The sequence below is a fragment of the Bradyrhizobium sp. Leo114 genome, assembly GCF_055229415.2.
Genome location: NZ_JBUYEN020000003.1, coordinates 22,532 through 46,460 on the forward strand (window position 1 = coordinate 22,532; position 23,929 = coordinate 46,460).

A 23,929-nucleotide genomic window follows, 5' to 3' on the forward strand; every position below is an offset into this window, starting at 1 on the left:
CCAAACTGAAACAACCTTACCGTGTCCTCGCGGAACGGCCGCCAAGCTCCCTTTGCCGTTGACCGCGCGCGAACGTGCAGGTCTCATTCAAAGGGAACTCGGGGAAGAAAGACATGGCTGAGGATGTAGACGTCATTGTGGTGGGCGCGGGTCTGGCAGGCCTTGTTGCCGCCACAGAGATTACAGATGCCGGAAAACGCGTCATCGTGGTCGAGCAGGAAGGCGAACAATCGCTCGGGGGCCAGGCGTTCTGGTCGTTCGGCGGATTGTTCTTGGTCGATTCGCCGGAGCAGCGCCGGCTCGGCATCAAGGACTCTCACGCGCTCGCGCTGCAGGACTGGATGGGAACCGCGGGCTTCGATCGCGACGAAGACCATTGGCCGCGGCGTTGGGCGGAAGCCTACGTCGCTTTCGCCGCGGGTGAAAAGCGCGACTGGCTGCGCGCGATGGGCCATCGCCTGTTTCCGATCGTCGGCTGGGCCGAGCGCGGCGGCTATGACGCGATGGGCCACGGCAATTCGGTGCCGCGTTTCCACGTCACCTGGGGCACCGGGCCCGGCATCGTCGAGCCGTTCGCGCGCCGCGCACGCGAGGCCGAAAAGAGCGGCAGGCTGATCTTCAAGTTCCGCCATCGCGTCGATGCGCTGTCGGTGACGAACGGCGCGATCGACGGCGTCACCGGCGCGATCCTCGAGCCGACCAATGTGGAGCGCGGCAAGAGCACCTCGCGCAATGTGGTCGGCGAATTCTCGCTGCGCGCGCCAGCCGTGATCGTGGCGTCCGGCGGCATCGGCGGCAATCATGACCTGGTGCGGCAGAACTGGCCGAAGCGATTGGGCGAACCGCCGCAGCACATGATCTCCGGCGTGCCCGCACATGTCGACGGCCGCATGATCGGCATCACCGAGGCGAGCGGCGCGCGGTCGATCAACCGCGACCGGATGTGGCACTACGTCGAGGGCATCCAGAACTGGAATCCAATCTGGCCGAAGCACGGCATCCGCATCCTGCCCGGGCCGTCATCGATGTGGTTCGATGCGACCGGACGGCGATTGCCGGCGCCGCTGTTTCCGGGCTCCGACACGCTCGGGCAACTGCAATACATCATGGGCACCGGCTATGATTATTCCTGGTTCATCCTGACCCAGAGCATCATCAAGAAGGAGTTCGCGCTCTCGGGCTCCGAGCAGAACCCCGATCTCACCGGCAAGAGCTGGCGCATGACGATCAAGCGCGCGACCAACAAAGGCGCGCCGGCGCCGGTGGAAGCGTTCAAAAAACACGGCGTCGACTTCATCGTGCGCGACAGGCTCGAGGATCTCATCGCTGCGATGAACCAGCTTTCCGGCGACAACCTGTTGAAGCTCGATCACATCCGGACGCAGATCGAGGCGCGTGACCGCGAGATCACGAATCCTTACGTGAAGGACGCGCAGGTGATGAACCTGCACAATGCGCGCAAATATATCGGCGACCGCCTGATCCGCACCGCCGCGCCGCATCGCATCCTCGATCCCGCGCATGGACCGCTGATCGCGGTGAAGCTCAACATCCTCACCCGCAAGACACTCGGCGGATTCGAGACCGATCTCGATTCACGTGTGTTCGGCCACGACGGCGAGATCATCCGGGGACTCTACGCCGTCGGCGAAGCCGCAGGATTCGGCGGCGGCGGCATGCACGGCTATCGCTCGCTGGAGGGGACTTTCCTCGGCGGCTGCCTGTTCTCCGGACGAAACGCGGGACGCGCCGCGGCGAAGGCGGTGGGATAAATCGCGACTCGCCAGTGTTAAGCGACTGCGCTAGGTAGTCACCCGCCAATCAACGGGAGAACAATATGACCATTCAGCGTTTTGAAACCGGGCCGCGGATGAGCCAGGTCGTCGTGCATGGCGACACGGTGTATCTGGCCGGCATCGTCGCCAACAAGACGGCCGGTGAAAGCGTGACGAAACAGACCGAGGAGATCCTCTCGATCATCGACGGCCATCTGGCAAAGGCCGGCACCGACAAATCGAAATTGCTGACGACGACGATCTACATCACCGACATGAAGACGTTTCCCGAGATGAACGCCGCGTGGGACCGCTGGGTGTCGCCGGGCAACACGCCGGCGCGCGCCACCGTCGAGGCCAAGCTGGCGGCGCCGCAATACACTGTCGAGATCATGGTGACCGCGGCGAAGTAAGCGCGCCTTACTCGAGAATGGCGATGCCGGCCGTGACGCGCGGCCGGCATCGTGCATTTCGTCGAGCGTGATCGAGCGACTTCCATCGTCGAAGCGACCTATGCGGCCGCGACGTTGGTCTCGAAGAACGCCTTGAGCCCGACAAAAGTCACATCGGGCCTGGTGATGACATGGACCGGAATCTCCCGCAGATAGGCATCGAACCGGCCTTTGCTGGTGAAGCCCGTGCCAAAACCCGATCCCGCCAGATGATCGACGAAACGAGGCACGATGCCGCCGGCGATATAGACGCCGCCGCGGGCGCCGAAGGTCAGCGCCAGATTGCCGCAGACCATGCCGAGCATCGCGCAGAACATGTCGAGCGCCGCCCGGCTCGTCGCGCAGTTCCCGTCAAGCGCGGCCTGCGTGATCGAGGCCGCATCGCGCGCGGGGGCGCCGGCGCCGTCGATGGCGTTCAGGGCGTCATAGAGATTGGCGAGGCCGGACCCCGATAGCACACGTTCGATCGAGACGTGACCGAAGCGCCCGCGCAGGTGATCGATCACCCGCTCCTCCCGTTCCGACGTTGCCGGCAAGGTGGCATGGCCGGCTTCGGTGACAACTGCCACGGGCAGCTTGCTCGCCGGAACCAGGCAGGACGCGCCAAAGCCGGTCCCCGGCCCGACCACGAGCATGGGAGCGCCGGCGACCGGAGTTCGGCCGCCGAGCGACACCACGTCGGAAGCCCCCAGCGCCGGCAGCGACCAGGCCAGCGCCTCGAAATCATTGAGCAGATGCACAGCCGTGAAGGCGAATTGCTGGCGCAGGCTGGCCGCATCGAACATCCACGGGCTGTTGGTCAGCACCACGCGGTTGTTCTCGATCGGGCCCGCGATGCCGAAAATCGCCGCAGTGGCAACGTCGCCCATCGCGTGGCGGGCGAGGAAGGCAGCGATCGCCTCCGCCGAGGTCGGATAGTCGGCGACCTTGACATGTTCGATGGGGCCGATCTGACCACCCCTGACGAGCGCGAAACGCGCATTGGTGCCGCCGATATCGGCGAGCAATGCTTGGCTGGTCCCGGTCATTGACTCCGTTCCTGTCGAGTTCCGATCAGCACGCGCCCATCTTTCGCCGCAGCCGCTTGCCGGTTCCGGTCCGCGCCTGCCGGCTGGCTGGCGGCGATGAGGTCCGAGTACCACTGCACGGCGGTTTTGGGAATCGGTCGCTGCGTGGCTTTATCAACGCAACCCAGGCCGAAAACGCTGCGAATAGCCCGCCGCCCCTTCGTCAGTGTTGCGGGCTCAAACAACGTTCGAGCGCGATGAGCAACTGCGTCCGGCCAACGATTCCGATGGGTTTGCCGTCGCGGACCACCAGCACCTGCGATATCTGGTGCGCGTCCATTCGCGTGACGACATCGTCTACCGTCGCGGTCTCATCCACGCGCACGGGATCCCGCGTCATGACGGCATCGACGCGCAACGCGTGCGTCCGCTCACGCATCAGATGACCCTCCGCTCTTCCGAGCATCAATTCGAGCAAGAACCCTGCGGGGCCAGTCACGCCCAGCTCCTGGCGATGCAGGAAATCACCTTCGGAGATGATGCCGACCAAAGATCCATCATCGTCGATCACAGGCAAGCCACGCTGGGTGGTTTCCAGGAGCAGGTGGACGGCATCGAGCAGCGGCGCGTTCGGCTTTATGGTGGCGAAGCAGGTTCGCATGACATCCGTTGCCAGCATTGTTTCTCTCCAAACAGGCTCGGGTCGCGAGAGCGTTTTCGAGCGAAGCATGCCCTCGGACTTGATCCGAGGGTGGGCACCGGTTCGCGTGAAGAAAACGCGTCAAAGCAAAAATCTAGAGCTTCGGCTCTGGTTCAATCAGAACCTAAGCTCCAGCGTGCACCGGCGAACGAGCCGGACCTTGATGTGCGTCAAAATGACGACGGCGCCCTCTGACCTGGATCAATACCTGGATCGGCCGTTGTGCTCTTATGGCTGCGTCCAATTCGGGCCGATTGCCACCAATTGTGGGGGAGAATGACGATGTTCAAGAACCTGCTGGTGCTTATCCCTTCCGAACGTCCGGCGCGGCCGGTAATTGACGGCGCCGTGCTGCTGACCATGGCGTACGGCGCCCACCTCGACGCGCTGTCCGTCGCCTACGAGACTGCCAATGTTCCGATCGCCGCGGCCGGCGGCGCTGCGGTCGTCATGATCGTCGAGGAGACCCGGCAGCACGCGCTGGAGCGCGCAGAGGCCGCGATGCTCGTTTTCGAGGTCGAGGCCAAGCACGCAGGGATTTCGTATACCTGCCGCACCATGAGCGCGACACCAGGCGAGGCAATCGCGATCGCCGGCGCCAGCGCCCGGCTTCATGATCTCACCGTCGTCCTGCAGCCGGAACCCGATCGCGATACATTCGACAACGATGTTCCGCAGGAAGTCCTGTTCCAGTCAGGCGGCCCGGTCTTGTTCATGCCCTATACCTTCCGCGGCGCATTTGCGGCGCGGCGCATCGGAATTTGCTGGGACGGAAGCCGCCTTGCCGGCCGTGCGCTGCGGGATGCCATGCCGCTGCTGCGGCACGCCGACGCGCTCACGATCATTTCCATCGGCAATCCGGGGGCGATTCCCGACGAAGCAAGCCCGCAGCGCCTCGTCGAACATCTGGCGCGGCTTGGACTGCCGGCCAAGATCATGGCCTTCCCGGCCGCGCACTCCGAAATCCAGCCGGCCATCCTGTCCGTTGCGGCCGACGAGAGCCTCGATCTGCTGGTGATGGGCGGTTACGGGCATTCGCGGCTGCAGGAACGGCTGCTCGGCGGCGTCACCCGCGAAATGCTCCAGTGCATGACGGTACCGACCCTGATGTCGCATTGAGCTGGCTGGCGGGCCTCCGCCGTCGCGTATCGTCCGTCATTGCGAACGCAGCGAAGCAATCCATCGTTCCGCACGTGGAGCCATGGATTGCTTCGCTGCGCTCGCAATGACGATTGTCTGGGTCCCAGCCCTCCGTAACATTCCTTAGGGTCCGTAATCCTCCTTAGGGAAGGACTCCGAATTTTCAGGCGCGGTGCAGGCAGGCACTCTGGCTCCATCAGATGATTTGAAGGAGCCCGCCATGCACACCGACGCTTCCCGCCCCGTCATCCAGGCCGCGAGCACGCCGCACCGTCTCGGAAGCCCGGCCATGCAGGGACCGCTTGCGCTGATGGGCACGCCCTTTCAATATGCGCGCAATGCCGAGATCTACGGCGAAGGTGACGAAGCCGAATATCTCTATCAGGTAGTCTCTGGCACCGTCCGCACCTACAAGGTGCTGGAAGACGGCCGGCGTCAGATCGGCGGCTTCTATCTGCCGGGCGACATCTTCGGCTTTGAGGCGGGCGAAACGCACTCGTCTTCCGCCGAGGCCGTGAACGGGGCGCAGGTCCTGATCGTCAAGCGCAGCGCGGTGATGCTGCGTGCCGAGCGCGAGAAGGATCTGTCGCAGCAGCTTTGGGATGCCACCACGCGCGAACTGCAGCGCTTCCGCAATCACATGCTGCTCCTGATCAAGACGGCCGAGGAGCGGGTCGCGGGATTCCTGCTCGATATCGCCCGCCGCACCGCCAGCACGAATTCGATCGAACTTGCGATGTCGCGCCAGGACATTGCCGATTACCTCGGCCTCACCATCGAGACCGTATCCCGCACCTTCACCCAGTTGGAACAATCCGGCGCCATCGCGCTGGCGACCTCGCGCAGGATCGAATTGCGGAACCGGGCTGCGCTAAACCGGCTGAACGCCTGAACGCCTGACGAGGATAGAATCGACCGAGGTGTGCCATGAACCATTCATTGATCAGCGCGGATCGTGGCACCCATCGCAAGATCATTGCGCTTGGTGCTGCCGCCGCGGTCGCGATCATGCTGCTGGCGGTTCATGGCCGAAGCAGCGACCAGACCGAAGCTTCACGCCGGCAGCCCATTGTCCAGCATATTGCCGCGCCCGATGCGATGCGTCCGCTCGCACTAGCCGAGTTGAGATAGCCCGGCTCCCCGCCGAAAGCTTTCGTTTCACGCCCTGATCCTGGGCCTTGGTTCCGCAACATCGTCGCCACCGGCCTGGAGCCAGCGGATGATCCGGCGCCACGAACGGCCCAAGCTCTCGCGCCCCATGAAAAGACCTAGGTGACCGCACGGCTCGGAGGACTGCTCCAGCCATTGCGGCGGCGTGCCGAGCAGGCGCGCCGTGGCGAGTGCCTGCTCGAGCGGCACGACAATGTCCTTCTCTGCTGCCAGCAGGAAGACCGGAACCGTCACATCGGCGAGATCGATCTTGTGGCCAAGCGCGATGAATTGTCCCTGGGCGATCCGGTTCTCGCGGAAGATCCAGTTGGTCGCCTCGATATAAAAGGTTCCCGGCAAATCCAGCAGCTTGCGATCCCAGCGCTCGAAGCGTGCCAGCAGTGCCGCCCCCTGTTCGGATCCATCACCGACATCCCTCTGCAAGGTCGCTTCGACGTCCTGGGGGGTGAGCGGCATGCTCCAGAAGCGAAGCGTATGCTTGCCGCTTATGATGCCCTCTCCCTGGTGCACCAGCTCGTCGAACGCTGCCTCGGGCACACTTGCCACCATCCGCGACAGATCTGAGGGCACGGAGACATCGACCGGCGCACCGGCGAGCACGAGCCGCCGCACCTTTTGCGGAAAACGGGCGGCATAGACCAGCGACAGCCACCCGCCCTGGCACAAGCCGATGAGATCGACCGGTGCGCCGATGTCATCGACGGCCACGTTGAGGTCGGCGAGATAGCTGTCGATCGAAAGATAGCGCATCTCTGATGTCGCCGAGCACCAGTCGGTGACATAGATGCGATCCATGCCGCCCTGTTGCAGGGCCTGCACCAGGCTATGGCCGGGCGCGAAATCGGCGACCAAGGCCTCGTGCAGCGAAAAGGGGGCGCAGATCAGAAGCGGCTGGCCCGTCGCCTTGCGTGAAAAATCCCGCAGCCGCATCGAGGCGAGCTGCAGCGCGATCACGTTCGGCGTGGACCAGGGGGGCGGCGTTTCGTTCTCCGGCTCGGACGGCGTGGGGTCGCGACCAGCGAACCAATGCAGATAGGCTTCCAGCGCCAATCGCGTGGCTGCCATCGGCCATAGCAGCGTCTGCACCGCCCAATCCGTGTCGACGCTCGGCTTCTCTTGCGGTGGTCTGCTCTTTTCGCTCAAGCTCACCCCCCTTTGCTCGCCGGCGCCATGGTCGGACAGGCATCAGCGGAAGGTTTGACCTCGATCAAGCGTGGACAATATAGGACCACCATATTAGCGCTGGCCTGAGCGGGTTAGCAGGGGAGTTGTCCATGCCCTATCCCTCGAATGCGGATCTGCCATTTCCGGTTCGCAGCCATTTGCCTCCGCATGCCCAGGACATCTATCGCGAAGCCTTCAACCATTCCTTTGCCGCGCATGCGGGCGACATCAGGCAAGAGGAGACCGCACACCGGACCGCCTGGGCGGCGGTGAAGCGATCCTATGAGAAGGTCGGCGATCATTGGATCCAGAGACCCGGAATCTAGAACCTGAAGAGTTTTGTTCGAATTGCTCTAGCGCGAAACCAACGGCTGGCACGTGATCCGGTTTCGCGCACCACCGCAGATTTCCAAGCGGCCGGCGATGACCTCGGAGGTAATCGATTAGCTCACGCCAACATCCGATAGTCCGCAGCAGCCGATCCATTCGGCGACACGCGAAGGAGAGCAAGATGACCGACCACAAAACCATCGCAAGCCGCTATATCGAACTGTGGAACGAGCGCACGCCGAGCCGGCGCCGCGAGATACTGGCCGAGAACTGGACCACGGACGCACGCTATGTCGATCCGCTGATGAGCGGCGACGGCCATGAAGGCGTCGATGCGCTGATATCGGGCGTCCAGGAAAAATTTCCGGCCTTCAAATTCAAACTGATCGGCGAACCCAACGGTTTCGGCGATCATCTCCGCTTTTGCTGGGGCCTTGGTCCCGACGGCGCCGACGGCCCGATCAAGGGCACGGACTTCGCGGTGCTGAAGGACGGCCGCATCAAGAGCATCACCGGCTTCCTCGACCAGGTGCCGCAGGGCGCGTGATATGATGCGGTGCATGGCGGTGCTACTGACGCAACATCCGTCAGCCTCCCTGCCATGCACTGCCGAGAAGAAAGCATAGAGCGGAGCAAGTTTGCGTTACCGCTCGCGCGCTTGTGACGGCGATCTCGCTGTCGTGAGAAGTAACGCCTCACCTCCCACAGCATTATCTCGCGCTGCGATGAAGCGGTTTTGCATCCCGCAAGGGTCGCTTTGCGCAGCGTCGATGTGACAGTTTCGGTGAAAAGCAATTTCAACGGAGGCATATCATGGAAGTTGATACTGACCGCCTGAACTCTTTCATGGGCAAGATGATTGGTGACATCGGCGCCGCGATGAACGCGTCGCTGATGCTGATCGGTGACAGGCTCGGCCTCTACAAGGCGTTGGCCGAGAAGGGACCGATGAACTCCGCAGAGCTGGCGGAAGCGACAGGCACCGCGGAGCGCTATGTGCGCGAGTGGCTGTCGGCGCAAGCCGCCTCGGGCTACGTCGAATACGACACCAAATCCGGAAAGTTCTCGATGTTGCCGGAACAGGCCATGGCGCTGGCCGACGACGAAAGCCCGGTTTTCCTGGGCGCGGTCGGCAACGTCGTAGCGGCGACATTCCTCGACGAGCAGAAGATTTCCGACGCCTTCAAGACCGGCAAGGGCGTCGGCTGGAACAAGCGCAGCGAATGCCTGTTCTGCGGAACGGCGCGCTTCTTTCGCACCGGCTACAAGCATCATCTGGTGCAGGAATGGCTGCCTTCGCTCGAGGGCGTCGTCGACAAATTGAAGCGGGGCGCGAAGGTCGCGGATGTCGGCTGCGGCCATGGCATATCGACCCGCTTGATGGCGGAAGCGTTTCCGAAATCCACATTCTTGGGGTTCGACTATCACGAGGGCTCGGTCCAGGTCGCGCGCGAGCTGGCGCGGGAGGCGGGACTGTCCGATCGCATGCACTTCGAGACCCACACCGCGAAGACTTTTCCTGCCAACAGCTACGATCTCGTGTGCTTCTTCGACTGCCTGCACGACATGGGCGACCCGGTCGGTGCGCTCAAGCATACCCGCAGCACCATGGCCAAGGACGGCACCTGCATGCTGGTCGAGCCCTTCGCCAACGACCGGCTGGAGGACAATCTCAATCCGATCGGGCGCGTCTACTATGCGGCCTCGACCATGGTCTGCACGCCGGCCTCCCTGGACCAGGAGGTCGGGCTCGCCTTGGGCGCGCAGGCTGGCGAGGCCAGGTTGCGCGAGATCGCCCGCGAAGCCGGCTTCACCCGGTTCCGGCGCGCCACCGAAACGCCGTTCAACCTGATCCTGGAAGCACGGCCATAACAGCGCGATAACGCCAGCACGCAGCGCCGCCGCGCGAAGTCTCTTCGCGTGGCGGCGGATGGACTTGACGCGGACGAGCGCTTGCGGGACTTGCTAACGGATCGAGGCCGGCGCTGACATGCGCGACCGCTGATCCGAGGACATCTGCCATGAGTACCTCTGTCGCCAACGAAGCCATCGATCTCCTGACGAAGCTGCGGGCTCTGCCGGCCTTCGTCGCCGACGGCAGTCTGATCGCCCGCTCGCCGATCGACGGCGAGGTCATCGGGCGTCTCAAGCCTGGAAGCGATGACGACATGCGCGCGGCGATCGCCCGCGCGCGCAGCGCGTTCCTGGCTTGGCGAACTGTCCCTGCCCCGCGCCGCGGCGAACTGGTGCGCCTGCTCGGCGAGGAATTGCGCGGTTCGAAAGAACTGCTCGGGCGGCTGGTGACGATCGAGGTCGGCAAGATCCTCTCCGAGGGACTCGGAGAGGTGCAGGAGATGATCGACATCTGCGACTTCGCCGTCGGGCTATCGCGCCAGCTTTATGGATTGACGATCGCGTCCGAACGCCCCGGTCATCGGATGATGGAGACCTGGCATCCGGCCGGCGTGTGCGGCATCATCACGGCGTTCAACTTTCCGGTTGCCGTGTGGTGCTGGAATGCAGCGCTTGCGCTGGTCTGCGGCAACGCCGTGGTGTGGAAGCCTTCGGAGAAAACGCCGCTGACCGCCTGCGCGGTGCAGGCGATCATTGAGCGTGCGCTCGCGCGTTTCGGCGATGCGCCGCAGGGTCTCGCCAAACTGGTGCAGGGCGACCGCACGATCGGCGAAGTCCTGGTCGATCACCCCGACGTCGCCATTCTGTCGGCCACCGGATCGACGCGCATGGGCAAGCAGGTCGGCCCGCGCGTCGCCGCGCGCTTTGGCCGGGCCATTCTCGAGCTCGGCGGCAACAACGCCGCGATCGTCACGCCCTCCGCCGATCAGGATCTCGCTCTGCGCAGCATCGCGTTCTCGGCGATGGGCACTGCCGGCCAGCGGTGCACCTCGCTGCGCCGCCTGTTCGTGCACGAAAGCAACGCCGATGATTTCGTCTCGAGGCTCAGCCGCGTCTACCGTTCCGTCACCATCGGCGACCCGCGCGAGTCGCGCACCTTGGTCGGCCCGCTGATCGATGCAGCCGCCTTCGAGGCGATGGGCCGCGCGCTGGAGGAAGCAACCTCGCTCGGCAAGGTGCATGGCGGCACCCGCGTGGATCATCAATCACAAGCCGCCTATTACGTTGCGCCTGCCCTGGTCGAGATGCCGGCCCAAACCGGCCCGGTGCCGCGCGAGACGTTCGCGCCAATCCTGTACGTGATGCGCTACCGCGATCTTGCCGAGGCGATCGCCAGCCACAATGCGGTGCCGCAGGGGCTCGCATCGTCGATCTTCACAACCGACATCCGCGAGGCCGAGACCTTCTTGTCCGCGGTCGGCTCGGATTGCGGCATCGCCAACGTCAATATCGGCCCGTCGGGCGCCGAAATCGGCGGCGCGTTCGGCGGCGAGAAGGAAACCGGCGGCGGCCGCGAATCCGGATCCGACGCCTGGCGCGGCTACATGCGGCGCGCCACCAACACCATCAACTATTCGCGCGAACTGCCATTGGCGCAGGGCGTCAAATTCGATGTCGGGTGACGCGAGGGATTGGAGCGGGCGAAGGGAATCGAACCCTCGTATGCAGCTTGGGAAGCTGCCGTTCTACCATTGAACTACGCCCGCGGATCTCGCTTTCCGCACCTGATTAGCCGAGACTGGGGCTTTCGCCAAGCCGCCTCTGGCGTTCTCCTTAACGGAAAACATCCAGATTCCGGGTGGGCTGCTTGGGGCGTTGCGCCGCGGCGGGCGCATCGCTAAGTCCTGGGGCATGATCCGAAGACCGCTGTTGCAGCGTGAGCGCATTGCCGTGAACGAGTTCCGCTGCACCGCGGTGCCCGGCGAGAAACCGTTTGCCGAACAATATGATGCGCATTCGATTTCCTATGTCCGCAAGGGCAGCTTCGGCTGCCATTGCCGGGGCCGTTTCCATGAGCTGGTGACCGGCGCGATCCTGGTCGGCCATCCCGGCGACGAATATACCTGCACCCATGACCATGTCGGCGGCGACGAATGCCTGTCGTTCTACCTGCATCCGGAGCTGGTGCAGGCGATCGGCGACAGCCGCGCCGTCTGGCAGATCGGATCGGTGCCGCCGCTGCCGGAATTGATGGTGCTGGGCGAGCTCGCGCAAACGGCAGCAGATGGCAACAGCGACATCGGCCTTGACGAGGCCGGCCATCTCTTGGCCAACCGCTTCGTCGAGGTGGTGTCGGGGCGCGCGGCGAAGCCGGTGACAGCCGCCTTGCGCGATCGGCGCCGCGCGGTCGAGGCCGCGCTGTGGATCGACGCGCATTCGCAGCAAGAAATCGGGCTGGATGATGCGGCGGATCAGGCCGGCATCAGCGCGTTCCATTTCCTCAGGCTGTTCTCGGACGTCCTCGGCGTGACGCCGCATCAATATCTCGTGCGCTCGCGGCTGCGCCACGCGGCGCGCCGCTTGGCCGATGACGACAGCTCGGTCACCGAGATCGCCTACGACGTCGGTTTCGGCGATCTCTCCAATTTCGTGCGCACGTTCCGCCGCGCCGCCGGCGTCTCGCCGCATGCGTTCCGAAAAGCGTCGCGCGGCGACCGCAAGATTTTCCAAGAACGGCTGGCGCTGCACTAGCTAGCCTCCTCCAGTCCAGCGCGTCATCAGGCGCGCTTAAAGCACTGGAGAACGATCATGTATGACCATATCGGACTGCGCGTCGGCGATCTCGACGCCAGCGTGCGTTTCTATACCGCGGCGCTTTCCCCGCTCGGCTATGTCCTGTGCTCGCGCGATGACAGTGGCGCCGGCTTCGGCCCGAAGGGCGAGCCGGCGCTGTGGCTGCATCTGCACAAGGGCAAGAGCAATGGCGGCGCCCATGTCGCATTCCGCGCGCCGGACCACGAGGCGATCAAGACATTCCATAGCGAAGGATTGAAAGCCGGCGGCCGCGACAATGGCGCAGCCGGCCATCGCAAGGATTACAGCCCGACCTATTACGCGGCGTTCCTGATCGACCCCGACGGCAACAATGTCGAGGCGGTGTGTGCGTAAGCAACCGCCATCTCCGCCGTCATTGCGAGCGGAGCGAAGCAATCCATGGTGCCACTTGCGGAGGCTTGGATTGCTTCGTCGCTTCGCTCCTCGCAATGACGAACTCCACATGCAAGAGGAATTCACCCCATGGCTTCCATCCGCAAGGAATTCATCATCGACGCGCATCCCGACCAGGTCTGGGATGCCTTACGCGATTTCGGCGCGCTGCATACGCGCCTGGTGCCGGGCTTCGTGCTCGACACCAAGCTCGACGGCGATGCCCGCATCGTCACCTTCTCCAACGGCACGGTCGCGCGTGAACTGTTCGTCGACTGCGACGACGCGCGGCGGCGGCTGGTCTATGCCGTCGTCAGCGAGCGGCTGAAGCAGCACAGCGCATCCATCCAGGTGTTCGCCGACGGCGACTCCCGCAGCCGCGTGACATGGATCGCCGATATGCTGCCGAACGAGATCGCGCCTACATCTCCTCCCAGATGGATCTCGGCGTCAGTGCGATGCAGAACAAGCTCGGGCGAGAGGCGCCGTGATGAACCCGTGTCAGGACAGCGCGGGACTTACCTTCGCAATCGGCGCACGCTTCGGGCCCCAGCGCGTCAGCACCACGCTTAAGCATGAGAGCACGCCAAGCACGACCATCGAGGCGGCTGCGAGCATGAAGAAGTTCTGCGCGGTCGCCTCATGCGTCGAGAGCCACCAGCCGCCGGCGGCGATGAACAGCAGACGCGCGGTCTGCGCCAGCACCGGGCCCAGCACCTTTGCCGCGCCTTGCGAGGAGAAAAACATCGACATGGCCAACCCGATGAAAGCGTACATCGGCGCCGCCGTCGACAGATATTGATGGCTGGCCAGGCGCACGGCGGGATCACCCGTGAAGAGGTTGACCCAGAGGTCGGGGAAGATGGCGAGGAAGGTGCCGATCGCACCGACCGAGACGAACGACACCGTGCCCGCGGTCCAGGCGATCCGCCGCGCCCGCGCAATACGGTCGGCGCCGACCGCCATGCCAATCATCGGCACTGAGGCGATGCCGGTCGCGAACGCGAGCGACGTCAGCATGAATTCGAGCCGCGCGCCGATACCGTAGCCGGCCAGGATCGCGGTGCCGAAATTCGCCAGCATGTGGGTGAAGATGCTGATGGTCAAAACCGACTGCAGCGGCGAGAAGCAGGAGATGGCGCCGACCTTCAGGATGTCGATGAACATCGCCCACTGGATGCGCAATCCCCTGAGCTTCGGCACGACGCGGGCGCGGCCGGAGAACAGGTACCAGCCCATCACGGCAATGCTGATCGAATAGGCGATCAGCGAACCCGCCGCGACGCCGCGCATGCCGAATTGCGGGATGGGGCCGAGGCCGAGGCCCAGCGTGCCGCCCAGGATGATCTGCCACACGGCGGACGACAGGATCATGGTCGAGGGCAGCTTCATGTTGCCGGTGCCGCGCAACACGCCCGCCATGGTGTTCATCAGCCACGGCAGCACGGCGCCGCCGAAGAAGATCTGGCTGTAAGCAATCGCCTGCGCCAGCACGTTGCCGCGGCCGCCGAGCAATTCCAGAAGATGCGGCCCGAAGATCAGCATGCCCAGCATGAAGACCAGCCCGAAGCTGATGCCGATCAGAAGCGCATGCGCCGCAAGCGTGGAGGCGCGTTCGGTCTCGCCGGCGCCAAGTGCCCGCGCGATCGCGGAGGCCACGCCGCCACCCATGGCCCCGCCCGACATGGTCATGGTCAGGATCACGCAGGGAAACACCAGCGCCATCGCGGCCAGCGATTCCACGCCGAGCCGGCCGATATAGGAGGTCTCCGCGATCACCACGCAGGTGCCGGCCGAAAGCGCGATCACGTTGGGCCAGGCGAGCCACAACAGCGTGCGCAGGATCGGCCCGTCGAGCAGGCGGTTACGCGCCGGCGCCGTCACCGGCGGCGGCAGCGGGCGCTCTTCCTCGTCGACAGGTATTTCGGCAACCGCGATATCAGGCATTTCCACTCCGAAGCACGCGGTCTGGTTGCCGCGGCGCGGTGCTTCCCTACCACGGCCGCGATCAATCCCACGTGCGCCCGGCGCAGGGGCCCCCTGCACGATTGTAGGTGGGTAGCCTCCCGTCCCACCACACGAAATTCACGCCGAACGATAAGAACATTCGACCGCGCAACGGATTGTCCCTGCACCATCTTTAGGGAGCCCACCCATGCGCAGGAATCTGCTCGTGGCAATGTCGATCGGCGCGTTGGCGCTGTCGCTTTCCGCCTGCAATGACCCGGAGGACACCAAGACCGTCGCACAGAGCTACGGGGCCGCGCCGGCGCTGCCGCCGCCCGAACATTCGCTGATCCCGACCGTCGATATCGCCACGCCGAATCCGTGGCCCGCCGGCACCAAGCCGATGGCCGCCAACGGAATGGCCGTCAACGCCTTCGCGACCGGGCTCGATCATCCGCGCACGGTCTACGTATTGCCGAATGGCGATGTGCTGGTGGCCGAAAGCAACGCACCGCCGAAGCCGGACGACGGCAAGGGCATCAAGGGCTTCATCTACAAGCAGGCGCAGAAATGGGCCGGGGCCGGCGTGCCGAGCGCCAACCGCATCACGCTCCTGCGCGACGCCGACGGGGACGGTGTCGCCGAAACCCGCAGCATTTTCCTGAAAGACCTGAATTCGCCCTTCGGCATGGTGCTGGTCGGCAATGATTTCTATGTCGCCGACTCCGATGCGATCATGCGCTTCCCGTATCACGAGGGAGATACCAAGATAGACGCGGCCGGCGTGAAGCTCACCGAGCTCCCCGCTGGCACCATCAATCATCACTGGACCAAGGACCTGACCGCGAGCCCCGACGGCAGCAAGCTCTATGCGACCGTCGGCTCCAACAGCAATGTCGGCGAGAACGGCGTGGAGGCCGAGGCCAATCGCGCCGCCGTGCTCGAAGTCGATCGCCAGAGCGGCGAGTGGCGTGTGTTCGCCTCCGGTCTGCGCAACCCGAACGGCCCATCATGGAATCCGCAGACCGGCGAGCTCTGGGTCACCGTCAACGAGCGCGACGAGCTCGGTAACGATCTGGTGCCCGATTACATGACCTCGGTGAAGGATGGCGGCTTCTACGGCTGGCCCTACAGCTATTTCGGCCAGCATGTCGACAGCCGCGTCGATCCGCAGCGGCCGGACCTGGTCGCAAAGGCGATCGTGCCGGACTATGCGCTCGGCGCGCATACCGCCTCGCTCGGGCTCACATTTAACACTGGGAATCTTTTTCCGCAGGACATGGCCGGCGGCGCCTTCATCGGCCAGCACGGCTCGTGGAATCGCAAGCCGCGTTCCGGCTATAAGGTGATCTTCGTGCCATTCGCGAATGGCAAGCCCGCAGGGCCGCCGCGGGATATCCTGACCGGCTTCCTCAACGACAAGGGCGAGGCCCAGGGCCGTCCCGTCGGCGTCCGCATTGCCAAGGACGGCGCGCTCCTCGTCGCCGACGACATCGGCAACACGGTCTGGCGCGTGACGCCGGCGACGCATTCGGCGGCGAAATAGCGATCGGATCGATCAGAGCTTCGGTTCTGATTGAATCAGAACCGAAGCTCTGGATTCCTGTTTTGACGCGTTTTCTTCACGCGAACCGGTGTCCACTTCGCTCGAAAACGCTCTGGCCAAGGTTCCTACTGTGGCTTTGCTGCACGCGAACGCAAACATTGCCCGCGGCCGTCGCATCCTCGCCCAAATGGCTTCTCGGTCTCGCCACGAATTCGGTTCACGAAGCATCGACCATACTTGGGGAGATGGTTATGCGGGCGACCAGACTATCTGCGCCGGTGGTGTCCACCGACGCCACGGCAGAGATCGCGCGGCTCCAGAATGAGCTGACCGGCTTCAATGACCGTATCACCGAACTCGAAAGACAACATCCCGAGGCCTCGAAGCTGGAAGCGCTGAGGGCGAGCGCGTTGCTGCTGGCCCGGCAAATCGATGAGCTGCGCTGTTCGAGCTCGACCGACCTGACCGAGCTGCTCGCAAAGTAGGTCGCACCCCGAAAGAACGACGGGGACGATTGCCGGCGAATTAGCCAGGCGCGCTGGTCAAGGGCTTCCATGCGGCGAGCGCCGCGCGCGCAACGCGTTCAAGCTCTCGCCGCGTCGCGCCGTCGCGCGCCTGGATCGACATGCCCTGTTGCACGGTGACGTAGTATCGGGCGATCGCCGCGAGATCGGCGCTTGCCGATATCTCGCCTGATACCACGCCCTCCTGCAGGCGCTGCCGCAGATCCTCGACGTTTTTCGTGCGCATCGCCATCAGCTCGCGCCGCACCGTTTCGGACTGCTCGGTCGCATGCAGCGCCGATAGCACCACCAGGCACCCCGTCGGCCGGTTCCGTCGCGTGAACGCCCTCGCCGTCTGCATGAGATAGCTTTCCACCGCCTCAAAAGCAGTCGGCGCGCGGGCGATGCCATCCCAGATCTCAGGCCCCTCGGTGGCGCTATACAATTGCAGCGCTTGCCGGAACAGTTCTTCCTTGCAGCCGAAGGCCGCATAGAGACTCGGCGAAGCAATCCCCATCGCCGTGGTGAGATCGGTCATCGACGCCCCTTCATAGCCCTTGACCCAAAACACCTCCATGGCGCGCGCGAGCGCCGCATCCTTGTCGAAGCCCCTGGGGCGACCTCGTTCGACCATCCGTCCACCCGATTTCTGTGTTGTTCGATACATAATTAGCTTGACCGCCCGGCGCAACCAACCTATTTCTGTATCGGTCAACACAGAAATGGAGATGGAACATGAGCGCATTGCAGGGAAAGCGGGCGTTGGTGACGGGCGCGAGCCGCGGGATTGGCGCCGCGATCGCAAGGCGGCTCGCCGCCGATGGCGCGAACGTTGCGATCACCTATGAACGTTCGGCCGACAAGGCGCAGGCGGTAGTCGCCGAGATCGAGCGTTTGGGCCGGCGCGGATTTGCGATCAAGGCCGACAGCGCCAATGCCGCTGCGGTCAAGGCGGCCGTGGATCAAGCCGCCGAGGCGCTCGGCGGTCTCGATATCCTCGTCAACAATGCCGGCATCTTCAGGGGCGGACGGATCGACGAACTCAGCCTCGAAGACATCGATGCGACGCTCGCGGTCAACGTCCGCGCTGTGGTGGTCGGATCCCAGGCGGCGGCAGCGCACATGGGCGAAGGCGGCCGCATCATCTCGATCGGCAGCAATCTGGCGACCCAGGTGCCCGGTCCCGGCATGAGCCTATACTCCATGAGCAAATCCGCGCTGATCGCGTGGACAAAAGGCCTGGCGCGCGATCTCGGCGGCCGCGGCATCACGGTCAACATCGTGCATCCGGGCTCGACCGACACCGACATGAATCCCGCCGAAGGCGAGCAGGCGGCCGCCCAGCGGGCCCGGATGGCGATCCCCCGCTACGGCAAGGCAGAGGACGTCGCAGCGCTGGTCGCATTCGTCGCTGGGCCGGAGGGGCGCTCGATCAACGGCACCGAGCTTACCATCGACGGCGGCGCCAACGCGTAGGCGGCCACCCCGCATCGCCAGCGGGTGACTGCAACGGGCCCTGATCGTATTTGCAAGGGCACCAATTGAGGCAAACGCCGCCGGGAGACTGCATTTCGAACCCGGCGGCGGAGTTTTGTGAATTGCCGAACGCTCAGAGCGAGCTGATCGAAAGCTTCATAAAGGCGTCAAGCAACGACGGTATTTTGGTAGCCTCAAAATTGATTTCTTTTGCATATGGATGCTCGATGACCGACGAGAAAGTCGCCCGTCTGCGGGCCCATGACAGCAACATCAGCCGATACCGGCGGCTGCTGGGGACCAATCTTACGGATCTTGAACGTGGGTTTGTCGAAAGGCGGTTGAACGAGGAATGGTCGGCCGTGCAAAGCTTGGCCAATCCTCAAATTTCAAGTTGTCGCTTCGACTGGAGCGGCCCGCCAATGTGATCGCGGCGGACTCTCGCAGGGCTTCGCTTTCGCCAGCCCCGGCGTCCGCCAGTGCTGACGGAGTTCGCCAAATTCCCTGACGGTCGTTTCAAGATAGATTTTGTGCGGCTCTCCGGGCCCAAGGGAGCGCAGGTCGGCAGGCCCCCGTCCGATGCCGTCATAATCTATCGCGCGCATCGACGGGACTTGAGAAACTGCTGCTATAAAAGCATCGCTGCCGCCACGGCCCGGTGGTCCTTATTGTGCCGGAGGGGAGTCCATGAAGCTCATCTATGCTGGCCTACTGTTGGCCGCGGTATTCTGCCAATCTGGCGAGCGCTGCTATGCCCAGCAGGGCTCGTTGGGCCCCACCGATATAGACGGCTTCTATCAGCCTCCAGCGGAAGCCATCCCTTCTCTTCCGCAGCAACGGACGGCCCGCAAGCGGAAGGACGAAACGGCGCAAGGTTCGGCGTCAAAATCCACGAACTGGGAGGAAGAAGCAGCGCGCCAGCGGGCTGATGACGATCAGCTCAGGCGCAAACTGAATATCTGCCAGAACTGTGTTTCGCCGAACCAGAAAGGCAAGCCGGCAGGCTTTTAATCTGTGAAGCCCGTCCGACGTCGGTCCCCGGCCGCAACGGAAAGGGCCATGTCGCCGCTGGCGGCCAACCGGGCTAAAGTGCTCTGGTCAGCTTATCGCGAAGATGGGCATGCGCTCGCCGACACCGCGGAGCGTCATCACCTGAGGTTGGGGATCCACCCCGCGCGACGAAATGAGTCGGGCCGATTCCGGATCCTGCACCACCGCCTGGGTGGCGAAGATGCTGTCGCCTGTGGCCAAAGCCTGCACCCGCGATGCGATGTTCACCGTCTGGCCGAAGTAATCCTGCCGGTCGTTCAGGTTCACGGCAAGGCAGGGCCCCTCGTGAATCCCGATCTTCAGGATCAGTTCCTCCGCGCCCCGCCGGACATTCAGCGCTCGCATCGAATCGCGCATCTTGAGGGCGGCGGAGACGGCGCGGTGCGGCACCGGGAAGGTCGCCATTACGGCGTCACCGATGGTCTTGACCACGGCGCCGGATTCAGACGCCACGATTTCGTTCAGGATCTGGAAGTGCGAGCGCACCAGATCATAGGCGACGAGATCGCCGACCCGATCGTACAGGTCGGTCGACCCCTTCAGGTCCGTGAACAGGAAGGTCAGGCTCATGATCTTGAGCCGCTGTTCGACGTCGAGGGTCTCCGTCCGATAGAGGTCGCGGAATGTCTGGTTCGTCAGCAATCGCTTGGCGGTAAGGAAGGGGCGCCGGCCGCCGATCAGCCGCTCCAGCTCCGGGCCCGTCACATAGACGCCGACCAGAATCCGGCGCTCCGTTCGGTTATCCAGCAGAAGACGCAATGGACCCGGAGACAGGGTGATGCGGCTGAGGCCGGTAGGGGCGTTCATGAAGATCATCGAGAGCTCGCGGCGTTCCGCCGTCGGTTCGCCTGAGGTCTCGATCAAATGGGCACTATGGGTCACCGGGTCGAAGACGATCACGGGCTGCGCCGGAAGTTGCAGAGCCAGAATCATCCGTTCGCCGGCGTGCAGCTCGATCGTCTCCAACACAGCCTTACTGGCGAGCTCGGCGAACGCGTCCGGCCTGGGGGAGACGACCCCCGTCCCGAAAAAGACCTGCCGGTGATAGTCCCAGAAGCCGAGTTCGTCCGGAGAGTGGGCGGCGATGCGGCGAATCCGTGGGCTGACCGTGAAGCTGACCTCCACCGTTTCGTCCAGCACCGGCTCGCTCGCCACCCCGCAGAAAGCGCAATGGTAGTCCTCCTTCTGCACGCTCCGCAACGTGGCGTTGGCACCGAGGATGCCGCCGCAGCTCGGACATAGAATGTTCCAGGACATCTCGAACAGCCCAAGCCGCGATGCGTGCAGAAGGGCCGCGATGACCTTTTCCTCGTCCAGGCCGCTGCCGGCAGCGAAGGCCACGGCATTGAGCCGGGCGAGTTCCTCGTCACGTCCGTTCTGGACGAGATTATCGACGGCATCGACCACGACCGGGTCGGCCGAGCGGCGCAAGGCGTCGAACAGGGTGTCGCTATCCTGCATGTGCCGAGCATACCTCAAATGTCCGGCGACGACATCCGGCCGCTAGGGTCGAAGTGCGTCGATAGCGTGGGCTATGAGAATACCGACGCTCAATATAATCAGACATGAAATTACTGCATCAAACATGCCTTTAGGGGGTGATCTCGTCCCTGATCAGTCAAAAGGATTCGACCGCAGGGGAACATTTCCGGCACTGTCGATGCGTCGAGGCCACAACCCCGCGTCATGTGAGACCAAGCGAGCGCTACGCGGCCTCGAACACGATCAAAATTGTCGTTTCCCCTTCCGAAGGGTGGCGGCTACGACCGCGGTCGACAGGTTCTGATGGCTGACGGCGCCAAAGGCGCTCACCCGGAGAGCAATAGGTCAGTGCAATGGCAACAAGTCCATTGAAGGCGAGCCAAGCCGCAATGACCCCGAAACAGGTTACAGTGTAGTCCACCGACCACCCATCAAGCCGTCGCCCCCTGAGATAGGCCACAACGTCTTTGTGTCGTTATGGTGGTCACAAGGAATGTAATCTGTGATTCAGGCTAACCGTACCAAATGAGCAACAGGAGATTTCGCGATCACACCCTGAAATGCTTCGAGAGCTTCAGGCCCTGGGCCTGGTAGTTCGAGCCGATGCGCTGGCCGTACATCGCATCAGGCCGGGCCAGCATCTTCTCATAGACCAGGCGGCCGACGATTTGGCCGTGCTCGAGGATGAACGGCACCTCGCGCGAGCGCACTTCCAGCACGGCGCGGGCGCCCTGCCCGCCGGCGCCGGCATAGCCGAAGCCGGGATCGAAGAAGCCGGCATAGTGCACGCGGAATTCACCGACCAAGGGATCGAACGGCACCATCTCGGCGGCGTAGTCCGGCGGTACCTGCACGGCTTCCTTCGAGGCGAGGATATAGAACTCGCCGGGATCGAGGATCAGGCTGCCGTCGGGGCGCGCGCGGATCGGCTCCCAGAAATCATCGACCGGATAACCGCCGCGGCGATCGACATCGACCACGCCGGTATGGCGCTTGGCGCGATAGCCGACGAAGCCGCCGGAATTCTCGCCCGAGAGATCAACCGAAACCGCGACGCCATTGGTGAGATCGGCATCGTCGATATCGACCAGGCGTTCGGCGTCATGTAGCGCATCGAGCTCGTTGGCGCTGAGGATGGCATCGCCGGTGCGGAAGCGCACCTGGGACAGCCGCGAGCCCTCGCGCACCAGGATCGGAAACGTCTTGGGGCTGATCTCGGCATAGAGCGGGCCGTGATAGCCGGCCCCGATCATGTCGAAACGGCGCGTGCCGTCGGCGATCACGCGGGTGAAGACATCGAGCCGCCCGGTCGAACTCTTCGGGTTCGCAGCTGCGACGATCTCCGGGGGCAGCGCGAGGCTCTCGAGCAGCGGCACGATGTAGACGCAATTGGTCTCCAGCACCGCGTCGTCGGCGAGATCGATCTCGTGCAACTTGAGCTCGTCGATGCGCTGGGCAACGGTGGCGTCGGGACCGGGCAGAAAGCTCGCGCGCACGCGATAGGCGATGTCGCCGAGGCGAAGATCGAGGCTCGCGGGCTGGATCTGGCTCTCCACAAAGGGATAGACCGGCAGGATCAGGCCCGCGTCCGCCATCGCCGCGATCATGCGGTCGGGCAGGATCCCATTGGCATCGTCTTGCAGTACGAACGACACAGACGCGGTCCCTCAAGACGGCTTAGAGCCATAAAAGGCCCAAAAAATGGATTTTATCGGTTAGCCGATGCCCGCCTTGACGGAAAGGGCGGGAACGAATATCAGCATGACTTATCCCGTGGTGATTTGAGCCGGCCGGCTTGCAGCCACGTTAAATAAGTCGCTAAACAGGCCGGGGACCTCAGCGATCCCGGCCCTTCAGGCCGGTTTTTTTGTGACCATTTTCCCAAGGACGAAAATGGTCACGTTGGAGGTCCTAATGTCTGCAGCTACACGCTACCGCCCCGAAACCCGGCTGGTTCATTCCGGAACGCTACGCTCACAATTTGGCGAGACGTCCGAAGCAATATTCCTGACCCAAGGGTTCGTCTACGCCACGGCCGAGGAATGCGAGGCGCGATTCAAGGGCGAGGATCCCGGCTTCCTCTATTCGCGTTTCTCCAACCCCGACGTCTCGATGTTCGAGCGCCGCATGATCGAGCTCGAGGGCGCGGAAGCTGCGCGCGCGACCGCGACCGGCATGGCGGCGGTGACGACTGCGATCCTCGCGCCGCTGAAGGCCGGCGATCACGTGGTGGCCTCAAAAGCGATGTTCGGCTCATGCCGCTACGTCGTGGAGGAACTCTTGCCGCGCTACGGCATCCAGTCGACGCTGGTCGACGGGCTCGACCTCGACCAGTGGAAAAAGGCGATCCGGCCGAACACCAAGACCTGCTTCCTCGAGAGCCCGACCAATCCGACGCTCGACGTGCTCGACATCGGCGCGATTGCCGAGATCGCGCATCAGGGCGGCGCACGGCTGATCGTCGACAATGTGTTCGCCACTCCGATCTGGCAGAGCCCGCTGTCGCTCGGCGCCGACGTCGTGGTCTATTCCGCGACCAAGCATATCGACGGCCAGGGACGGTGCCTCGGCGGCATCATCCTCTCCTCCGAGGCGTTCATCACCGAGCATATCCATAACTTCCTGCGCCAGACCGGGCCGTCGATGTCGCCGTTCAATGCGTGGATACTGCTGAAGGGGCTGGAGACCTTGGCGGTGCGCGTCCGGGCGCAGACCGAGACGGCCGCGAAGATCGCGGATGCGCTCGCAAGCCATCCGAAGATCACGCGGCTGATCTATCCCGGCCGCGCCGATCATCCGCAGGCGGCGACCGTGAAGAAGCAGATGCGTTCCGGATCGACCCTGATCGGGTTCGAGGTGAAGGGCGGCAAGGCCGGCGCATTCCGCTGCCTCAACGGGCTCAAGATCTCGCGCATCTCCAACAATCTCGGCGATGCCAAGAGCCTCGTCACCCACCCCGCCACCACGACGCATCAGCGCCTGGGGCCGGACGCGCGCGCCGAGCTCGGCATCAGCGAAGGTTTTATTCGTTTCTCCGCCGGCCTCGAGCACGCCGACGATTTGATCGAGGATTTTGCCCAGGCGCTGGAGGCGGTGTGATTCAGGCGAATGGCGCGTGGCGAGTAG

Annotated in this window: 25 protein-coding genes, 1 tRNA gene and 1 riboswitch; of the genes, 18 read left to right on the forward strand and 8 right to left on the reverse strand. The window is 63.8% G+C overall.

Annotated elements, in window-relative coordinates; genetic code table 11:
• Positions 1-113 precede the first annotated feature (113 nt).
• Positions 114-1,772: an FAD-binding dehydrogenase gene (locus ACZIRK_RS04365; protein ID WP_130227545.1), complete on the forward strand. Its 1,659-nt coding sequence runs from the start codon at positions 114-116 to the stop codon at positions 1,770-1,772.
• 65 nt (positions 1,773-1,837) lie between these two features.
• Positions 1,838-2,188, forward strand: coding sequence for a RidA family protein (locus ACZIRK_RS04370; RefSeq protein ID WP_130227546.1), 351 nt, complete (start codon positions 1,838-1,840; stop codon positions 2,186-2,188).
• A gap of 98 nt (positions 2,189-2,286) precedes the next feature.
• On the opposite strand, the gene glk is transcribed toward ACZIRK_RS04370, so the two are convergent.
• A complete protein-coding gene (gene glk / locus ACZIRK_RS04375; protein ID WP_130227547.1) occupies positions 2,287-3,255 on the reverse strand; it encodes a glucokinase in 969 nt (322 codons plus the stop codon).
• Positions 3,256-3,457: 202 nt separating this feature from the next.
• Positions 3,458-3,913 carry a CBS domain-containing protein gene (locus ACZIRK_RS04380; protein ID WP_028163482.1) on the reverse strand — a complete coding sequence of 152 codons (456 nt, stop codon included), beginning with the start codon at positions 3,911-3,913 and terminating at the stop codon, positions 3,458-3,460.
• Positions 3,914-4,216: 303 nt separating this feature from the next.
• Here ACZIRK_RS04380 and ACZIRK_RS04385 point away from each other — a divergent pair, with 303 nt between their 5' ends.
• From ACZIRK_RS04385 to ACZIRK_RS04395, 3 genes are all read left to right on the forward strand, one after another.
• A complete protein-coding gene (locus tag ACZIRK_RS04385) occupies positions 4,217-5,053 on the forward strand; it encodes a universal stress protein (protein WP_130227549.1) in 837 nt (278 codons plus the stop codon).
• Between the two features lie 241 nt (positions 5,054-5,294).
• Entirely contained in the window at positions 5,295-5,966 is a 672-nt protein-coding gene (locus ACZIRK_RS04390) for a helix-turn-helix domain-containing protein (RefSeq protein WP_207231068.1), read from the forward strand.
• A 35-nt stretch (positions 5,967-6,001) separates the two neighbouring features.
• Positions 6,002-6,205, forward strand: a complete 204-nt coding sequence (locus tag ACZIRK_RS04395) for a hypothetical protein (protein ID WP_130227550.1) — start codon at positions 6,002-6,004, stop codon at positions 6,203-6,205.
• 27 nt (positions 6,206-6,232) lie between these two features.
• On the opposite strand, the gene ACZIRK_RS04400 is transcribed toward ACZIRK_RS04395, so the two are convergent.
• A complete protein-coding gene (locus ACZIRK_RS04400) occupies positions 6,233-7,387 on the reverse strand; it encodes an alpha/beta fold hydrolase (RefSeq protein WP_474417448.1) in 1,155 nt (384 codons plus the stop codon).
• A 131-nt stretch (positions 7,388-7,518) separates the two neighbouring features.
• On the opposite strand from ACZIRK_RS04400, the gene ACZIRK_RS04405 reads away from it, so the two are divergent.
• The 4 genes from ACZIRK_RS04405 (at position 7,519) to amaB (ending at position 11,274) form a co-directional block, all read left to right on the forward strand.
• Entirely contained in the window at positions 7,519-7,734 is a 216-nt protein-coding gene (locus ACZIRK_RS04405; protein ID WP_130227551.1) for a ChaB family protein, read from the forward strand.
• A 185-nt stretch (positions 7,735-7,919) separates the two neighbouring features.
• Entirely contained in the window at positions 7,920-8,285 is a 366-nt protein-coding gene (locus ACZIRK_RS04410; protein ID WP_130227552.1) for a nuclear transport factor 2 family protein, read from the forward strand.
• A gap of 266 nt (positions 8,286-8,551) precedes the next feature.
• Positions 8,552-9,610, forward strand: coding sequence for a class I SAM-dependent methyltransferase (locus ACZIRK_RS04415; RefSeq protein WP_130227553.1), 1,059 nt, complete (start codon positions 8,552-8,554; stop codon positions 9,608-9,610).
• 149 nt (positions 9,611-9,759) lie between these two features.
• Positions 9,760-11,274 (forward strand): L-piperidine-6-carboxylate dehydrogenase, encoded by a 1,515-nt coding sequence (amaB, locus tag ACZIRK_RS04420; protein ID WP_463326993.1) that lies wholly within the window; start codon positions 9,760-9,762, stop codon positions 11,272-11,274.
• 10 nt (positions 11,275-11,284) lie between these two features.
• On the opposite strand, the gene ACZIRK_RS04425 is transcribed toward amaB, so the two are convergent.
• Positions 11,285-11,358, reverse strand: a tRNA-Gly gene (locus ACZIRK_RS04425).
• 145 nt (positions 11,359-11,503) lie between these two features.
• On the opposite strand from ACZIRK_RS04425, the gene ACZIRK_RS04430 reads away from it, so the two are divergent.
• The 3 genes from ACZIRK_RS04430 to ACZIRK_RS04440 all read left to right on the forward strand — a co-directional run bounded on the left by ACZIRK_RS04430 (position 11,504) and on the right by ACZIRK_RS04440 (position 13,372).
• Entirely contained in the window at positions 11,504-12,343 is an 840-nt protein-coding gene (locus ACZIRK_RS04430) for a helix-turn-helix transcriptional regulator (RefSeq protein WP_028163474.1), read from the forward strand.
• Between the two features lie 57 nt (positions 12,344-12,400).
• The gene (locus ACZIRK_RS04435) at positions 12,401-12,760 is read left to right on the forward strand and encodes a VOC family protein (protein WP_130227555.1); all 360 of its coding nucleotides are present in this window, start codon (positions 12,401-12,403) and stop codon (positions 12,758-12,760) included.
• 129 nt (positions 12,761-12,889) lie between these two features.
• Positions 12,890-13,372, forward strand: coding sequence for an SRPBCC family protein (locus ACZIRK_RS04440; protein ID WP_463326994.1), 483 nt, complete (start codon positions 12,890-12,892; stop codon positions 13,370-13,372).
• Here ACZIRK_RS04440 and ACZIRK_RS04445 read toward each other — a convergent pair.
• Positions 13,301-14,746 carry an MATE family efflux transporter gene (locus ACZIRK_RS04445; RefSeq protein WP_130227557.1) on the reverse strand — a complete coding sequence of 482 codons (1,446 nt, stop codon included), beginning with the start codon at positions 14,744-14,746 and terminating at the stop codon, positions 13,301-13,303. The two genes, ACZIRK_RS04440 and ACZIRK_RS04445, sit on opposite strands and share 72 nt — an antisense overlap.
• Positions 14,747-14,954: 208 nt before the next feature.
• Between ACZIRK_RS04445 and ACZIRK_RS04450 the strand changes: the two genes are divergently transcribed.
• Both ACZIRK_RS04450 and ACZIRK_RS04455 read left to right on the forward strand, forming a co-directional pair.
• The gene (locus ACZIRK_RS04450) at positions 14,955-16,292 is read left to right on the forward strand and encodes a PQQ-dependent sugar dehydrogenase (RefSeq protein WP_463326995.1); all 1,338 of its coding nucleotides are present in this window, start codon (positions 14,955-14,957) and stop codon (positions 16,290-16,292) included.
• 251 nt (positions 16,293-16,543) lie between these two features.
• Positions 16,544-16,777, forward strand: coding sequence for a hypothetical protein (locus ACZIRK_RS04455; RefSeq protein ID WP_028163469.1), 234 nt, complete (start codon positions 16,544-16,546; stop codon positions 16,775-16,777).
• A 40-nt stretch (positions 16,778-16,817) separates the two neighbouring features.
• On the opposite strand, the gene ACZIRK_RS04460 is transcribed toward ACZIRK_RS04455, so the two are convergent.
• The gene (locus tag ACZIRK_RS04460; RefSeq protein WP_130229018.1) at positions 16,818-17,429 is read right to left on the reverse strand and encodes a TetR/AcrR family transcriptional regulator; all 612 of its coding nucleotides are present in this window, start codon (positions 17,427-17,429) and stop codon (positions 16,818-16,820) included.
• Between the two features lie 101 nt (positions 17,430-17,530).
• Here ACZIRK_RS04460 and ACZIRK_RS04465 point away from each other — a divergent pair, with 101 nt between their 5' ends.
• From ACZIRK_RS04465 to ACZIRK_RS04475, 3 genes are all read left to right on the forward strand, one after another.
• A complete protein-coding gene (locus tag ACZIRK_RS04465; protein ID WP_130229017.1) occupies positions 17,531-18,271 on the forward strand; it encodes an SDR family NAD(P)-dependent oxidoreductase in 741 nt (246 codons plus the stop codon).
• A gap of 122 nt (positions 18,272-18,393) precedes the next feature.
• Positions 18,394-18,699, forward strand: a complete 306-nt coding sequence (locus tag ACZIRK_RS04470; protein ID WP_130229016.1) for a hypothetical protein — start codon at positions 18,394-18,396, stop codon at positions 18,697-18,699.
• Between the two features lie 259 nt (positions 18,700-18,958).
• Positions 18,959-19,282: a hypothetical protein gene (locus ACZIRK_RS04475; RefSeq protein WP_130229015.1), complete on the forward strand. Its 324-nt coding sequence runs from the start codon at positions 18,959-18,961 to the stop codon at positions 19,280-19,282.
• A gap of 87 nt (positions 19,283-19,369) precedes the next feature.
• Here ACZIRK_RS04475 and ACZIRK_RS04480 read toward each other — a convergent pair whose 3' ends face one another.
• Positions 19,370-20,782 carry an adenylate/guanylate cyclase domain-containing protein gene (locus ACZIRK_RS04480; RefSeq protein ID WP_130229014.1) on the reverse strand — a complete coding sequence of 471 codons (1,413 nt, stop codon included), beginning with the start codon at positions 20,780-20,782 and terminating at the stop codon, positions 19,370-19,372.
• 569 nt (positions 20,783-21,351) lie between these two features.
• The gene (locus ACZIRK_RS04485) at positions 21,352-22,410 is read right to left on the reverse strand and encodes a 2'-deoxycytidine 5'-triphosphate deaminase (protein ID WP_463327067.1); all 1,059 of its coding nucleotides are present in this window, start codon (positions 22,408-22,410) and stop codon (positions 21,352-21,354) included.
• Positions 22,411-22,566: 156 nt separating this feature from the next.
• Positions 22,567-22,646: riboswitch (SAM riboswitch) on the forward strand.
• 71 nt (positions 22,647-22,717) lie between these two features.
• Between ACZIRK_RS04485 and ACZIRK_RS04490 the strand changes: the two genes are divergently transcribed.
• Positions 22,718-23,902, forward strand: a complete 1,185-nt coding sequence (locus ACZIRK_RS04490) for an O-succinylhomoserine sulfhydrylase (RefSeq protein ID WP_245474992.1) — start codon at positions 22,718-22,720, stop codon at positions 23,900-23,902.
• Positions 23,903-23,929 lie beyond the last annotated feature (27 nt).